At 65.6% G+C, this 14,738-nt stretch carries 12 protein-coding genes and 1 riboswitch; of the genes, 11 read left to right on the top strand and 1 reads right to left on the bottom strand.

Annotation, left to right across the window (positions count from 1 at the left end):
- The first annotated feature begins 11 nt into the window (after positions 1-11).
- From ACOQOU_RS17015 to gcvP, 9 genes are all read left to right on the top strand, one after another.
- A complete protein-coding gene (locus tag ACOQOU_RS17015; RefSeq protein ID WP_306024798.1) occupies positions 12-986 on the top strand; it encodes a tripartite tricarboxylate transporter substrate binding protein in 975 nt (324 codons plus the stop codon).
- A 95-nt stretch (positions 987-1,081) separates the two neighbouring features.
- Positions 1,082-1,546, top strand: a complete 465-nt coding sequence (locus tag ACOQOU_RS17010) for a tripartite tricarboxylate transporter TctB family protein (RefSeq protein ID WP_120222734.1) — start codon at positions 1,082-1,084, stop codon at positions 1,544-1,546.
- A gap of 3 nt (positions 1,547-1,549) precedes the next feature.
- A complete protein-coding gene (locus tag ACOQOU_RS17005; protein WP_306024797.1) occupies positions 1,550-3,091 on the top strand; it encodes a tripartite tricarboxylate transporter permease in 1,542 nt (513 codons plus the stop codon).
- 10 nt (positions 3,092-3,101) lie between these two features.
- The gene (locus ACOQOU_RS17000) at positions 3,102-4,139 is read left to right on the top strand and encodes an AbrB family transcriptional regulator (RefSeq protein ID WP_109766093.1); all 1,038 of its coding nucleotides are present in this window, start codon (positions 3,102-3,104) and stop codon (positions 4,137-4,139) included.
- Positions 4,136-5,341, top strand: coding sequence for a CaiB/BaiF CoA transferase family protein (locus ACOQOU_RS16995; RefSeq protein WP_306024796.1), 1,206 nt, complete (start codon positions 4,136-4,138; stop codon positions 5,339-5,341). Before ACOQOU_RS17000 ends, ACOQOU_RS16995 begins: the two co-directional genes overlap by 4 nt.
- Positions 5,338-6,168: a citryl-CoA lyase gene (locus ACOQOU_RS16990; protein WP_306024795.1), complete on the top strand. Its 831-nt coding sequence runs from the start codon at positions 5,338-5,340 to the stop codon at positions 6,166-6,168. Before ACOQOU_RS16995 ends, ACOQOU_RS16990 begins: the two co-directional genes overlap by 4 nt.
- A gap of 68 nt (positions 6,169-6,236) precedes the next feature.
- Positions 6,237-6,324: riboswitch (glycine riboswitch) on the top strand.
- A gap of 135 nt (positions 6,325-6,459) precedes the next feature.
- Positions 6,460-7,569: a glycine cleavage system aminomethyltransferase GcvT gene (gcvT, locus tag ACOQOU_RS16985; protein WP_306024880.1), complete on the top strand. Its 1,110-nt coding sequence runs from the start codon at positions 6,460-6,462 to the stop codon at positions 7,567-7,569.
- A gap of 15 nt (positions 7,570-7,584) precedes the next feature.
- Positions 7,585-7,944 (top strand): glycine cleavage system protein GcvH, encoded by a 360-nt coding sequence (gene gcvH, locus ACOQOU_RS16980; RefSeq protein ID WP_306024794.1) that lies wholly within the window; start codon positions 7,585-7,587, stop codon positions 7,942-7,944.
- Positions 7,945-7,954: 10 nt separating this feature from the next.
- Entirely contained in the window at positions 7,955-10,798 is a 2,844-nt protein-coding gene (gcvP, locus tag ACOQOU_RS16975; protein ID WP_306024793.1) for an aminomethyl-transferring glycine dehydrogenase, read from the top strand.
- 3 nt (positions 10,799-10,801) lie between these two features.
- Here the strand turns inward: gcvP and ACOQOU_RS16970 are convergent, their stop codons facing one another.
- A complete protein-coding gene (locus tag ACOQOU_RS16970; protein ID WP_306024792.1) occupies positions 10,802-11,737 on the bottom strand; it encodes an L-lactate dehydrogenase in 936 nt (311 codons plus the stop codon).
- A 198-nt stretch (positions 11,738-11,935) separates the two neighbouring features.
- Here ACOQOU_RS16970 and ACOQOU_RS16965 point away from each other — a divergent pair, with 198 nt between their 5' ends.
- Positions 11,936-13,378, top strand: coding sequence for a cryptochrome/photolyase family protein (locus tag ACOQOU_RS16965; RefSeq protein WP_420578748.1), 1,443 nt, complete (start codon positions 11,936-11,938; stop codon positions 13,376-13,378).
- Between the two features lie 50 nt (positions 13,379-13,428).
- A complete protein-coding gene (locus tag ACOQOU_RS16960) occupies positions 13,429-14,736 on the top strand; it encodes an NAD(P)/FAD-dependent oxidoreductase (RefSeq protein ID WP_306024790.1) in 1,308 nt (435 codons plus the stop codon).
- Positions 14,737-14,738 lie beyond the last annotated feature (2 nt).

Raw genomic sequence — 14,738 nt, 5'->3', positions numbered from 1 at the left:
GGGAGGATCATATGCTGAAACTGCTGACCGCGGCGCTTGGCGCCGCCGCATTGTCGTTTGCAACGCTGGGCGCTGCCCAGGCCGACGGACACCAGAAGCTCGAAGACGTCCACTTCCTGATCCCCGGCGGCGCCGGCGGCGGCTGGGACGGTACCGCGCGCGGTACCGGCGAAGCGCTGACCAAATCCGGCATCGTCGGATCGGCGACCTATGAGAACATGTCCGGCGGCGGCGGCGGCAAGGCCATCGCCCACCTGATCGAGACCGACGATGCCGGCACGCTGATGGTCAATTCGACGCCGATCGTCATCCGCTCGCTGCAGGGCGTGTTCCCGCAATCGTTCCGCGACCTGACACCGATTGCCGGCACGATCGGCGATTATGCGGCGATGGTCGTCAACACCGATTCCGACATCCAGGACTTCGGTGGCCTGCTTGAAGCCTACAACGCCGATCCGACCAATGTCGCCATCGGCGGCGGCTCGGTCGCCGGCGGCATGGACCATATCGTGGTCGCGCTCGTCATGAAGGCGGCCGGCGCCGATCCGACCCAGGTCAAGTACATCCCCTATGACGCGGGCGGCAAGGCGATGGCCGGCCTCCTGTCGGGCGAGATCAAGGGGCTGTCGACCGGCTTCGGCGAAGCCATCGAACTGGCCCGCCAGGGCGAGGTGCGCATTTTGTGCGTGACCGCGCCCGAGCGGCTGGACGCCTCCCCCGAAACGCCGACCTGCGACGAGGCCGGCGCAAGCGGCGCCGAGTTCGTCAACTGGCGCGGCTTCTTCGGCGCGCCCGGCCTTTCGGACGAACAGGCGAGCGCCTACCAGGATGCGCTGGAAGCGATGTATGAGACCGACGACTGGGCCACCGTGCGCGACCGCAACGGCTGGGTCGACATCTTCAACCGGGGCGATGACTTTACCTCGTTCCTTGAAGCGCAGGAAGAGCAGATCGGCGGCCTGATGCGCGAACTGGGCTTCCTCTGATACCGGCCCGGTGACGGCCGGCGGTCTCACGCCGGCCTTTGGCAAACACGCCGCGCGGGCAAAACCGTCCGCGCGGCACCCCGGGGAGGACGATCATGCCGATTTCCAAGGACAGGCTGGGCGGGCTTCTGCTGCTCGCCTTTTGCATCGCTTATGCGTTTCTGAGCCAGCAGATCCGCCTGCTGCCGTTTCAGGAAAGCAGCGCCTTTCACGCCCGGACCATGCCAGAGGTACTTTCGGTGCTCGGCATCGGCCTGTCGCTGATCGTCATCGCATTTCCCGGCTCGAAGGCGCGGGTCGAACTGGCCGGTCATGACTGGCTCAAGGTGGTGCTGTTCCTCGCGCTTATGTCCGCCTACGGGCTGACCATACGGCCGATGGGCTTCATAGCCTCCACGTCGCTTTTCCTGATGATCGGCTTCTGGATGCTCGGCGAACGCCGCCCGCTCTATCTGATCGCCGTTGCCGTGCCGCTGGTCGTCCTGTTCTGGGTGCTGATGACGCAAGGGCTCGACGTGTTCATCGAACCGCTGCCCACCTTCCTGCGCGAAGGGAACTGAGCCATGCTTGAAGGCATCATGATCGGGCTGACGACGGCCCTTTCCATCCAGAACCTTCTGTTCGTGATGATGGGGTGTCTTGCAGGCACCTTTATCGGCATGCTGCCGGGCCTCGGCCCGATGTCGGCGATCGCGCTGATGATCCCGATTGCGGCGACGCTCGACCCCTCCGCCGGGATCATCCTGATGGCCGCGGTCTATTATGGCGCGATCTTTGGCGGCTCCACCTCGTCCATCCTGATCAACGCGCCGGGCGTCGCCTCGACGGTTGCCACCTCCTTCGACGGCTATCCGATGGCGAAAAGCGGCAAAGCCGGCAAGGCGCTGGCGATCGCCGCCTACTCATCCTTTTCGGGCGGCGTGATCGCCGCGCTGTTCCTTCTGGTCGCCGCGCCGTTCCTGGCCAGCGTGTCGCTCTCCTTCCAGTCGACCGACTACTTCGCGCTGATGGTGCTCGGCCTCGTCGCCGTCGCCGCCTTCGCCGGCAAGGGCGACATGGCCAAAGCGCTCCTGATGACGGTGATCGGGCTGATGCTGTCGACGGTCGGCACCGACCAGACCCAGGGCGTGCCGCGCTTTACGCTCGGCATGATCGATCTGGTCGACGGCATCTCGTTCCTGCTTCTGGTCATGGCGACCTTCGCCCTGTCCGAAGCGCTGATGGCGATCCTCAAACCGAAAGACGACGCCGACCGGCTCAAGGAAAAGGAAGCGTCGGAAAACCTCGGTTCGATGGCCGTCAGCAAGGCCGAGGTCAGGGAAATGGCGCCGGTGATCGGCCGTTCCTCGGTCCTCGGTTTCCTGATCGGCGTGCTGCCCGGCGCTGGCGCGACGATCGCCTCCTTCCTCGCCTACGGCACCGAGCAGCGTCTCGCGGGCCCCGAAAAGGGCAAGCAGTTCGGCAAGGGCTCGGTGCGCGGCCTGGCGGCGCCCGAAACCGCCAACAACGCCGCCGCCACCGGCTCTTTCGTGCCGCTTTTGACGCTTGGTATTCCCGGTTCCGGCACCACCGCGATCATGCTGGGTGCGCTGATAGGCTACGGCATCCAGCCCGGACCGCGGCTTTATATCGACCAGCCCGAAATCTTCTGGTCGGTGATCGTTTCGATGTGGATCGGCAACATCGTGCTTCTGATCCTCAACCTGCCGCTGATCCCCTACATCGCCCGCGTGCTCGCGATCCCGTCGCGGTTCCTGCTGCCGTTGATCCTGTTTTTTTCGCTGATCGGCGTCTATTTTGTCTCGTTCAACACGTTCGATATCCAGCTCATGGTGCTGTTCGCGATCGCCGCCGTCGTGCTGCGCATGCTCGATTTTCCGATGGCGCCGATGATTCTGGGCTTTATCCTGGGCGGCATGATGGAAGAGAATCTGCGGCGGGCCCTGCTGATCAACAATGACAGCTGGTCGTTCCTGTGGGAGCGCCCGCTGACCCTGACGATCCTGATCATCGCGGCCCTTTGCCTGGTCGCGCCGTTCCTGACCGGCAAGATCCGAGAATACCGGGCCAGAGCGGCGGAAGGGACTTCGGCATCGGGCGACTGAGGATGATGGCGTGAAGGCAACGGCACTTGCCCTGGCAATCGGGGCGGCGGGCGGCGCGCTGGCGTTCGCCGCCTCGTTCCCCGCACCCTGGCTCACCGGCCCGGCCCTGTTCGTCACCCTCGCCTCGCTCGCGGGCCTGCGCCTTGCGATCCCCAACGGCCTGCGCAACGCGATTTTCACGATCATCGGCATGACGATAGGCGCGGGCGTGACACCGGACATGGTCGCCACCGCCGCGCAATGGCCGGTCTCGATCCTGATCGTGCTGGTCGCCATGGTCGTCATCATGGCGCTGGGGGCACTGCTGCTGGAACGCGGCTTCGGCTATGATCGCGGCACAGCGCTTCTGGGCGCGGCGCCGGGTCATCTGAGCTTCGTTCTGAGCTTGAGTTCCACCGTCAAGGCCGACCTGCCGGCGATCTCGATCATCCAGTCGACGCGCGTGCTTGTGCTGACGCTGGCCGTGCCCTTCGTCGCGTCGGCAATCACCGACCGCCCCATGCAGGACGCCCTGCCCGACGGTGTGGCGATGACCGCGCCGGTGCTTGTCGGCACCGCGCTGGCTGCCATCGCCGCGGCGCTCCTGTTTCAACGGCTCAGGGTGCCGGCCGCCTTCCTTCTCGGCGGCATGTTCGCCTCTTCGGTGGGCCATCTGACGGAGGCCGGGCCCGGCCTTGTGCCCTTCTGGCTCTCGATTCCCGCCTTCGTCACGATGGGCACGCTGATCGGAACGCGCTTTTCCGGCGTCAGCCTCGCGCTGATCCGCAAGGCGGCCGGCGCGGCCCTCGCCTTCACCGCGCTGGCGGGAACCGTCGCCGTCCTCGCCGGCCTGGTGGCGATGGCGCTGCTCGACGTTCCGCTGGTGCAGGCGCTTGTCGCCTATGCGCCCGGGGGGCTCGAAGCGATGGCGGCGATGGCGCTTCTGCTCGGCGTCAATCCGGCCTTCGTCGCCGCACACCATGTGGCGCGCCTTCTGTTCCTGACAGTGCTGATCCCGCTCGCCATGCAGCGCGTGGTCCGGCCGGCGCCGGGAGATGCGGGCGAATGAGCGACCCAACACCGCTCGCCGGCTATCGCGTGCTCGACCTGACCAATGTGCTGGCGGGCCCGTTCTGCTGCCATCAGCTTGCGCATCTGGGCGCCGAGGTGATCAAGGTCGAGGTGCCGGGTTCGGGCGATCTTGCCCGCCAGCTCGGCGCCGATCCGGAGCTCAACGAAAAGCGGATGGGCGTATCGTTTCTGGCGCAGAACTCGGGCAAGCGTTCGGTGACGGTCAATCTCAAATCCGATGCCGGCAAGGCGGTGTTCGAGAAGCTGGTCGCCACGGCCGATGTCGTGGTTGAGAACTTCCGGCCCGGCGTGATGGACCGCCTGGGTGTCGGTTACGGGCGGCTCAAGGCGATCAGGCCGGACCTCGTTTACTGCGCCATTTCCGGCTTCGGCCAGGACGGGCCGCTCAAGTCGCTGCCGGCCTACGACCAGATCATCCAGGGCATGAGCGGTGTGATGTCGATCACCGGCGCGCCCGACACGGCACCCTATCGGGTCGGCTACCCAATCGCCGACACGATCGGCGGGCTGACGGCGGCATTCGCCATCTCGGCCGCACTGGCCGACCGCTCTGAAAGCTGCGGCCGGTTCATCGATGTATCCATGCTCGAATCGGTGATCGCCACCATGGGCTGGGTCGTCTCCAATCATTTGATGGCCGGGCGAATGCCCGAACCGATGGGCAACGACAATTTCACTGCCAGCCCGTCCGGCACGTTCCAGACCGGCGACGGGCCGATCAACATCGCCGCCAACAAGCAGGAACAGTTCGAGGCGGTGTGCCGCGTTGCCGGACGCTCCGATCTCATCGACGACCCGCGTTTTGCCAGACGGCAGGACCGGCTGGCGAACCGCGCCGCGCTGACCGCCGAATTGGAAGCCGCATTTGCCGGCAAGAGCGCCGCCGAATGGCGCGCGGACCTCAATGCAGCCGGCGTGCCTGCAGGCGAGGTATTTTCCGTGCCGAACATTCTGGCCCATCCACAGATTGCCGAACGCGGCATGATTGGCGGGTTCGCCGATGCGCCCGGTGTCGGCCGCGATGTCAGGCTGGCGCGCACCGGCATCAAGCTGGACGGCGAGGCACCGGCCACGGCAACGCCGCCGCCGGAACTGGGCGCCGACACCAGCGCTGTTCTCGCCGAACTGGGCTATGATGAGGTGACCATCGCAAAACTGAGGAGCGTCGGGGCGATATGAGCGAGCAAGGACCGGCCGGCGACGACAAGTCCGCCCAGTGGTGGTCGACCGCGATCATCGACATGAAGCCCGGCGAAATCCGCTATCGCGGCTATGCGATCGAGGAATTGATCGGCAATGTCGGCTTGGTGCCGATGATCTGGCTGATGCTGCGTGGAGACCTGCCAACGAAGCCGCAGGCGGCGCTGCTCGACGCGGTGCTGATGTCCGCCGTCGACCACGGACCGCAAGCGCCCTCGATCGCCATTGCCCGCATGGCTGCGACCTGCGGCGTCGGGCTCAACAATGCGATGGCCTCGGCGCTGAACACGCTCGGCGATGTGCATGGCGGCGCCGGCGAACAGGCAGTTGCCCACTATCAGGCGATCGCGGCGCGCGTGGAGGACGGCGCGGATGTCCCGGACGCCACCCGCGCTGAACTGGACGCGTTCACTGACGCCGGCGGCAAGCATGTGCCTGGCTTCGGCCACCGGTTCCACCCGGTCGATCCGCGCGCGCCTCGGCTTCTCGAACTGGTCGATGAGGCAGCCGCCAATGGCGATGTTACGGGACGCTTCGCGGAGATCGGCCGGGCCGTCGAAGACGAGCTCATGCGCCGCAAGGGCAAGCGCATTCCGATGAACATCGACGGGGCGACCGCCGTCATCTATGCCGAACTGGGCTTTCCCGCGCCGTTGGCCCGTGGCCTGTTCTGCCTGTCGCGCTCGGTCGGCATCCTCGCCCATGCCTGGGAACAGACCGGCGAAGGTGTGCGCAACAAGGGCCCGATCCCGCGCGATGTTCTGCCCGCCTATACGGGCGCCGGCCCGCGCAGGCTCGACCGCTGATGCGGGCGGACAAGATATGCGCCGTCTTTGCAACTTGACCGCGATGGCCGATTCGCCCTAGCACTTGGATCGTCGCGTTGGGAGAATCCGGCTCTGCCGGTGCCGAAGGAGCAACCGCCCTGGCAAACTCTCAGGCCCAAGGACCACCGCGGCATAGGACTCTGGAGAGAGGCCGTTACGGCCCGCCGACGGGATAACGATCTCAGGCAAACGGACAGAGAGGGCATCATCGGGCGCGGGTCGCGCCCCAACGATGATGCCGGCGTGCCCGGCAGAACCGACGAGGCGCGCATGCCGGACCTGAAACGCACCGCCCTTTACGAGCTTCACCAGGAGCTTGGCGCCAAAATGGTGCCGTTCGCGGGCCATGAGATGCCGGTCCAATATCCGCCCGGCGTGATGAAGGAACATCTGCACACACGGCGCGCGGCCGGCCTTTTCGATGTCAGCCATATGGGCCAGGTCATCGTGCGCGGTGCCGACGCGGCCGCCCAACTCGAGACCCTCGTGCCGGCAAGTCTTGCCGGTCTGGGCGAAAGCCGGCAGCGCTACGGGCTGTTCACGAACGATGATGGGGGCATTCTCGACGATTTGATGATCGCCAACCGGGGTGATCATCTGTTCCTCGTCGTCAACGCCGCCTGCAAGGACGCCGACATCGCACACATGCGGGCGAACCTGTCGTGCCCGGTCGAAGTGGTGGACGACCGGGCTCTCTTGGCATTGCAGGGGCCGGCAGCCGAAGCGGTTCTGACCGACATCGTGCCCGGGGTGTCCGCCATGCGGTTCATGGACGTGATCGTGACCGACAGCGCGTTTGGCGAAGTGTGGATCTCGCGTTCGGGCTATACGGGCGAGGACGGGTTCGAGGTTTCGGTGGCCGATGACCAGGCGGTCGCGCTGGCCCGCGCGCTTCTGGCGAGCGACGATGTGGAACCGGTCGGCCTGGGTGCCCGCGACAGTCTGCGCCTGGAAGCCGGGCTCTGTCTTTATGGCAACGACATCGACACCGGCACCTCGCCCGTGGAGGCCGGCCTGTCCTGGTCGATCCAGAAGGTGCGGCGGACCGGGGGCGACCGTGCCGGCGGATTTCCCGGCGCCGAGCGCATCCTGTCGGAGCTTGACAATGGCGCGGCACGTCGCCGCGTCGGCCTTCTGCCCGAAGGCCGGGCCCCGATGCGCGACGGCACGCCACTGTTCGACAGCGAAACGGCAGACAAACCGGTCGGCCACGTCACATCCGGCGCGTTCGGCCCGACCGTCGAACGGCCGGTTTCGATGGGTTACGTACCGACCGCCATGGCCGAAACCGGCACACGCCTGTTTGGCGAGGTGCGCGGCAAGCGAATGCCCGTCACCGTCGCCGATCTTCCTTTCACGCCGCCAAATTTCAAACGATAATCAAGGAGTTGCGCCATGAAATTCACGGAAGAGCATGAATGGCTGCGCGCCGATGGCGACGTGTTCGTCGTCGGCATCACGGAATATGCGGCCGAGCAGCTCGGAGATGTCGTGTTCGTCGAACTGCCCGAGGAAGGCAGCGACGTCAAAAAGGATGACGAGATCGTCGTCATCGAAAGCGTCAAGGTGGCCTCCGACATCAAGGCGCCGCTCGACGGCACGATCGTCGCGGTCAACGAAAAGCTCGCCGATGCGCCCGCGCTGGTCAATGAAGATCCGCTCGGCGAAGGCTGGTTCTTCAAGATGCGGATCGACGATGCGAGCGCCGTCGAGGCGCTGATGGACGAAGCCGCCTACAAGGCCATGATTTCCTGAGGACCGACCGATGCCGTTCAGCCTGACCGACTACGAGCCCTATGATTTCGCCAACCGGCGCCATATCGGCCCCTCGCCCGAGGAAATGGTCGAGATGCTCAAGACGGTCGGCGCCGACAGTCTGGATGCGCTGATCGACGAGACCGTGCCTGAGGCGATACGCCAGTCGGAACCGCTCGATTTCGGGCCGGCCAAGTCCGAGCACGAGCTTCTGTGGCATTTGCGGCAGATCGCCAAGAAGAACAAGTTGTTCACCTCGATGATCGGCCAAGGCTACCACGGCACGGTGACGCCGCCAGCGATCCAGCGCAATATCCTCGAAAACCCGGCCTGGTACACCGCCTATACGCCCTATCAGCCGGAAATCAGCCAGGGCCGGCTGGAGGCGCTGCTCAATTACCAGACCATGGTGACCGACCTGACGGGCCTTGCGGTCGCCAACGCGTCGCTCCTGGACGAGGCGACGGCAGCCGCCGAAGCGATGGCGATGGCCCTGCGCACATCGAAATCGAAGGCGCGCGCCTTCTTCGTCGATGAAAACTGCCATCCCCAGAACATCAGCGTCATCCGCACGCGGGCCGAGCCGCTCGGCATCGAAATCGTCACCGGTCCGCCCGAGGCGCTCGACGCGGTGACCGTGTTCGGCGCGGTCTTCCAGTATCCGGGCACATATGGCGATTTGCGCGATTTCGGCGTGGAGATGAACGCGCTGCACAAGCACAAGGCAATCGGCATCGTCATCGCGGATCCGATGGCGCTCCTGCTGCTCAAGGAGCCGGGTGCGATGGGCGCCGACATCGCCGTCGGCTCGACGCAGCGCTTCGGCGTGCCGATGGGTTTTGGCGGACCGCACGCCGCCTACATCGCCTGCACCGATGCGCTCAAGCGCGCCCTGCCCGGCCGCATCGTCGGCGTTTCCATCGACAGTCACGGCAACCAGGCCTACCGGCTGTCGCTGCAGACGCGCGAGCAGCATATCCGCCGGGAAAAGGCGACCTCGAACGTCTGCACCGCGCAGGCGCTGCTGGCCGTGATGGCAAGCTTTTATGCCGTCTTCCACGGACCCAAGGGCCTCAAGGCCATCGCCCAGCGCATCCACCGCAAGACGGCCTTCGTCGCCGACACGCTGCGCGAGGCTGGCTTCGATGTCGAGCAGGACGCGTTTTTCGATACGATCACCGTCAATGCCGGCGCGATGCAGGGCGTGATCATCCAGGCGGCGCGCGACCGGCGCATCAATCTGCGCCGCATCGAAGGCGGCCGGATCGGCATCACGCTGGACGAGACGACCCGCCCGGAAACGATCGACCGGCTTCTGGGCGCGTTCGGCGTCACGGGCGGCGATCTGGCGGCCTACAGCGCCGTCTGCCTGCCGACCGCGCTGTTGCGCCAGACCGACTATCTTACCCACCCCATTTTCCACCTCAACCGCGCCGAAACCGAGATGATGCGCTACATGCGGCGGCTCGCCGACCGGGATCTGGCGCTCGACCGGGCGATGATCCCGCTCGGCTCTTGCACGATGAAGCTCAATGCCGCAGCCGAGATGATGGCGGTCACCTGGCCGGAATTTTCCAACATCCATCCGCTGGCCCCCGCCGATCAGACCGAGGGCTATCGCGAGCTGATCGGCGATCTGGCCGAAAAGCTGTGCGTCATCACCGGCTATGACGCGATGTCGATGCAGCCCAATTCGGGCGCGCAGGGCGAATATGCCGGCCTTATGACGATCCGCGCCTGGCACAAGTCGCGGGGCGACACGGATCGCGACATCTGCCTGATCCCGATCTCGGCGCACGGCACCAACCCCGCCTCGGCGCACATGGCCGGCATGGAGGTGGTCGTCGTCAAGTCGAGCGAGAACGGCGACATCGACATTGACGATTTTCGCGCCAAGGCCACCGAAGCCGGCGACCGGCTGGCGGCCTGCATGATAACCTATCCGTCGACACATGGCGTGTTCGAGGAAACGGTGCGCGAAATTTGCGCCATCACGCACGAGCATGGCGGACAGGTCTATCTGGACGGCGCCAATCTGAACGCGATGGTCGGCCTGTCCAAACCCGGCGAGATCGGCGCCGATGTCAGCCACCTCAACCTGCACAAGACCTTCTGTATCCCCCATGGCGGCGGCGGGCCGGGCATGGGGCCGATCGGCGTCAAGGCGCATCTGGCGCCATTCCTGCCAGGCGATCCGGTGGGCGGCGACGGCGCGGTCAGCGCAGCCGCGTTCGGCTCGGCGCTGATCCTGCCGATCTCATGGGCCTATATCCAGATGATGGGCGGCGACGGGCTGACCCAGGCGACCAAGGTGGCGATCCTGAACGCCAACTACATCGCCAAGCGGCTCGAGCGCGGCTACGGCATCCTGTTCAAGGGCAAGGCCGGGCGGATCGCGCATGAATGCATCCTCGACACGCGTCCGTTTGCCGACAGCGCCAAGGTCAATGTCGACGACATCGCCAAGCGGCTGATCGATTCGGGTTTTCACGCGCCGACCATGAGCTGGCCGGTGGCGGGCACGCTGATGGTCGAGCCCACCGAAAGCGAGACCAAGGCGGAACTGGACCGGTTCTGCGAAGCGATGCTGTCGATCCGCGACGAGATCGCGCAGATCGAGAGCGGTGCGATGGACGCGGCCAACAATCCGCTCAAGAACGCGCCGCACACCACCGCCGACCTGATCGCCGAGTGGGACCGGCCCTACAGCCGCGAGGTCGGCTGTTTCCCGCCCGGCAGCTTCCGGGTCGACAAATACTGGCCGCCGGTCGGCCGCGTCGACAATGCCTACGGCGACCGCAACCTTGTATGCACCTGCCCGCCGGTGGCCGAGTACCAGGACGCAGCCGAATAGAAACTAGGCCGAGTCGATCGCGCCCTTCAGGCCGGCGATCGTCTCGGCGCTCTTGCGCAAGGCGGCCCGTTCGCCTTCGTCGAGATCGGGGCGCAGTTCGGCCATGATGCCCTTGGCGCCGACGATGCGGGGCAGCGACAGCGGAACCGCATTGACGCCCTCAACCTCTTCGGTGACCGTGGACACGCTCAGAACCGCGCGCTCGTCGCCGGCGATCGCCTCGACGATGCGGGCCAAACCGGCGCCGATGCCGTAATAGGTCGATCCCTTGCCCGAAATGATGGTGTAGGCCGCGTTGCGCACGGCGTCGGTGATCTCCGACCGCTTTTCGTCGGTCAGGTGCTGCCCGGTCTGCGTGGCGAACTCGGCAATCGGCACGTTGCCGGCCATGGCGCTCGACCAGACCGCCACTTCGCTGTCGCCGTGCTCGCCGAGAACATAGGCATGCACCGAGCTCGGCGCGATGCCCAGATAGTCGCCCAGAAGCACCCGAAAGCGCGCCGTGTCCAGGATCGTGCCGGAACCGATGACCCGCTCGGTCGGCAGGCCCGAAAAGCGCTGCACCGCATAGGTCATCAGATCGACCGGGTTGGAGGCGACGAGATAGATCGCATCGGGCACGACACCCATCAGCGCCTCGACCACCTCGCGGAACACGGCCGCATTGCGCCCCAGAAGCGCAAGCCGCGTCTCGCCCGGCTGCTGGTTGACGCCTGCGGAAATCACGACGATGCCGGCGCCGGCCAGATCGGCATAATTGCCGGCGCGCACGACCATCGGATCGGCGAAGGGCACGGCATGGGAGATGTCCTGCGCATGGGCGGAAGCCAGGTCCGCATTGCGGTCCACAAGAACGATCTCGCTGGCGCTGCCGCGAAGCGCCATCGCGTAGGCGGCCGCACTGCCCACCATGCCCGATCCGACGATACCGATCTTCACCGCTTGCCTCCTGCGTTTGGTGCTGCTTCGCCATAAGTATCGGCTCCACGGGCACGCGCAAGATTTATCGGCCCCGCTGTTGATCCAACCGTTCCCGGCGCGCGTAGCACGACACATGACCCGCCCACTATCGCTTTCATTTCCCACACAAATTTCATCCAACTGAGTGCCCGACGCCCCTTCATGCGCCCGACACAATTGCCTGATGCCCCGATCATCGTCTGGTTCCGGTCCGACCTGCGTCTGCGCGACAATGGCGCGCTGACGGCGGCGGCCGAGGCGGGCCACCCCGTCATCTGCCTGTTCGTCCTTGACGACACCGGCGCTTCGGGACGCCCGCTCGGCGGCGCCCGGCGCTGGTGGCTGCATCATTCGCTTGCCGCCCTTCAAAAGGACCTCGACGAGTTCGGCGTGCCGCTGGTGCTGCGCCGGGGTGATCCGCGCGCGGTGCTCGACGACATCATCGAACAGACGGGCGCGGGTTCGGTCCTGTGGAACCGCCGCTACGATCCCGAAGCCATCGCGCTCGACAGCGAGATCAAGGCGTCGCTCGGCGAACGCGGTCTGACGGTCGCCAGTTTCGCCGGCGCGCTGATGCACGAGCCGACCAAGCTGAAGACCGGTTCTGGCGGCTTCTACAAGGTCTATTCGCCGTTCTGGCGCGCCTTCGTCGGCGAAGGCGAGCCGGCAGAACCCCTGCCTGTGCCGCGATCGCTGACCGCCTTGGAGGACGCGCCCGACAGCGACGATCTGGGTGACTGGGCATTGCTGCCGACCAAGCCGGACTGGTCCGGCGGGCTGGCCGAAGCCTGGACGCCCGGTGAAAGGGGCGCACAACAGCAATTGAAGGCATTTTGCGACGAAGCGCTGGCCGATTACGCCCGGCAACGCGACCTACCGGCAGTCGACGGCACGTCGCGCCTGTCGCCGCATCTGGCCTTCGGCGAAATCACGCCGGCCGACATCTGGCATACGGCGGCCCATACAGACAGTGTGCCCGAAAAGCAGCTCGAAAAGTTCCACAAGGAACTGGTTTGGCGCGAGTTCTCCTATCATCTGCTGGTCAATTTCCCGAACCTGGGCGGCGAGAATTTCAACGGCGATTTCGATGCCTTTCCCTGGGACGGCACGGATGCACAGCTTCGGGCGTGGCAGCGCGGCCTGACCGGCTATCCGATCGTCGATGCGGGCATGCGGCAATTGTGGCAGACCGGCTGGATGCACAATCGCGTGCGGATGGTCGTCGCCTCCTTCCTGATCAAGCATTTGATGACCGATTGGCGCAAAGGCGAAGACTGGTTCTGGGACACGCTGGTCGATGCCGATCCCGCCTCGAACACGGCAAGCTGGCAATGGGTGGCCGGGTCGGGCGCCGATGCCGCGCCCTATTTCCGCGTCTTCAACCCGATCCTTCAGGGCGAGAAGTTCGATCCGGACGGCGACTATGTCCGCACCTATGTGCCCGAACTCGCCGGCCTGCCCAACAAATTCATTCATAAACCCTGGGAGGCTCCGGAAAAAGTGCTTGAAAAATCGAACGTTAGCCTTGGCAGCACCTATCCGGCGCCTATTGTCGATCATCAGCAGGCGCGCAACCGCGCGCTCGACGCCTACCAGACCATGAAGGGGCAAGCCGCGTGAACATCAAACCGGCTCCGGGGCAGTTTTCAGCCGCCGGTCAGAAAAAACGTGTGGCAATCGTCGGCAGCGGGGTGTCGGGCGTTTCCGCCGCCTGGGCGCTGTCACCGGTGCACGATGTCACCCTGTTCGAGGCTGAAAAGCGGGCCGGCGGGCACACCTGCACGGTCGATGTCGACCATGACGGCACGCATATTCCGGTCGATGTGGGCTTCATCGTCTTCAACGAGCGCAACTATCCGGACCTGTGCGCCCTGTTCGATCATCTCGGCATTGCCCGCGAGACCACGAACATGAGCTTTTCCATGTCGCTGGATGCCGGCCGCCGCGAATGGTGCGGGCAGGATTACCTCACCGTCTTCGCGCAGAAGCGGAACCTCGTCTCGCCGAGCTTCTTGTGGATGCTGCGCGAGATCTTCCGGTTCAACAAGCAGGCCAGGATCGACCGTGACGAGGGTGTGCTGAACCGGCTGTCGATCGGCGATTATCTGCGATTTCGCCGGTTCTCGCGACGGTTCCGGGACGACTATCTGATCCCGATGGCAGCCGCGATCTGGTCGACGCCGCGCATCAAGATGCTCGACTTTCCCGCGCGGTCCTTCGTCCAGTTCTTCGAAAACCACCGGCTGCTGGAAACCCGGCCGCCGGTCTGGCAGACCGTGTCGGGCGGATCGCGAACGTATCTCGAAAAGCTCATGGCCCCGCTTGGCGACAATGTGCGCACCGGCGCGCCCGTGACGCGCATAGAGCGGCCGGCGACCGGCGGGGCGATCGTTCAGGCCCAGGGCGGCCCCGCCGAGCATTTCGATGCCGTCGTCCTTGCCTCCCACTCCGACCAGACGCTTGCCATGCTGGCCGACGCGGACGCCAACGAGGCCGATATCCTGTCGGCGATCCCCTACAAGCCGAACCGCGTCATCCTGCATCGCGACCCCAGCTTCATGCCGAAACGCCCCGGCGCATGGGCAGCGTGGAACTATCTGCGCGAAAGCGGCAGCGGAGACGGCAGCGAGATCTGCGTCACATACTGGATGAACCGGCTGCAGAACATCGATCCGCAATATCCGCTGTTCGTCACGCTGAACCCGACGCGCGAACCGGCACCGGGCACGATCTTCGGCGAATGGTCGTTCGATCACCCCCAATATGATGCCGCCGCCTTTTCGGCCCAGGCCCGTCTGCCGCTGATCCAGGGCCGGCGCGACACATGGTTCGCCGGGGCGTGGACCGGGTACGGTTTTCACGAGGACGGGCTGCGCTCGGGCCTCGACGCCGCCGAAGCGCTGGGCGCGGTCGTGCCGTGGCGCGGCGACGAAGCGGCCGGGCCTGACGAATTGCCCTTGCCCATCGCGGCGGAGTAGGC

It is taken from the genome of Oceaniradius stylonematis, from assembly GCF_965223445.1.
In the GTDB taxonomy this organism is placed as follows: domain Bacteria; phylum Pseudomonadota; class Alphaproteobacteria; order Rhizobiales; family Rhizobiaceae; genus Roseitalea; species Roseitalea stylonematis.
This window is presented reverse-complemented; position numbering and strand designations above follow the sequence as displayed.

Bases quoted from the DNA above. Each gene is read 5' to 3' on its own strand.
- gcvP (WP_306024793.1), top strand. From the start codon at position 7,955: ATGCCGTTCAGCCTGACCGACTACGAGCCCTATGATTTCGCCAACCGG.
- gcvT (WP_306024880.1), top strand. From the start codon at position 6,460: ATGCCGGACCTGAAACGCACCGCCCTTTACGAGCTTCACCAGGAGCTT.
- ACOQOU_RS17005 (WP_306024797.1), top strand. From the start codon at position 1,550: ATGCTTGAAGGCATCATGATCGGGCTGACGACGGCCCTTTCCATCCAG.
- ACOQOU_RS16990 (WP_306024795.1), top strand. From the start codon at position 5,338: ATGAGCGAGCAAGGACCGGCCGGCGACGACAAGTCCGCCCAGTGGTGG.
- ACOQOU_RS17010 (WP_120222734.1), top strand. From the start codon at position 1,082: ATGCCGATTTCCAAGGACAGGCTGGGCGGGCTTCTGCTGCTCGCCTTT.
- ACOQOU_RS16995 (WP_306024796.1), top strand. From the start codon at position 4,136: ATGAGCGACCCAACACCGCTCGCCGGCTATCGCGTGCTCGACCTGACC.
- gcvH (WP_306024794.1), top strand. From the start codon at position 7,585: ATGAAATTCACGGAAGAGCATGAATGGCTGCGCGCCGATGGCGACGTG.
- ACOQOU_RS17015 (WP_306024798.1), top strand. From the start codon at position 12: ATGCTGAAACTGCTGACCGCGGCGCTTGGCGCCGCCGCATTGTCGTTT.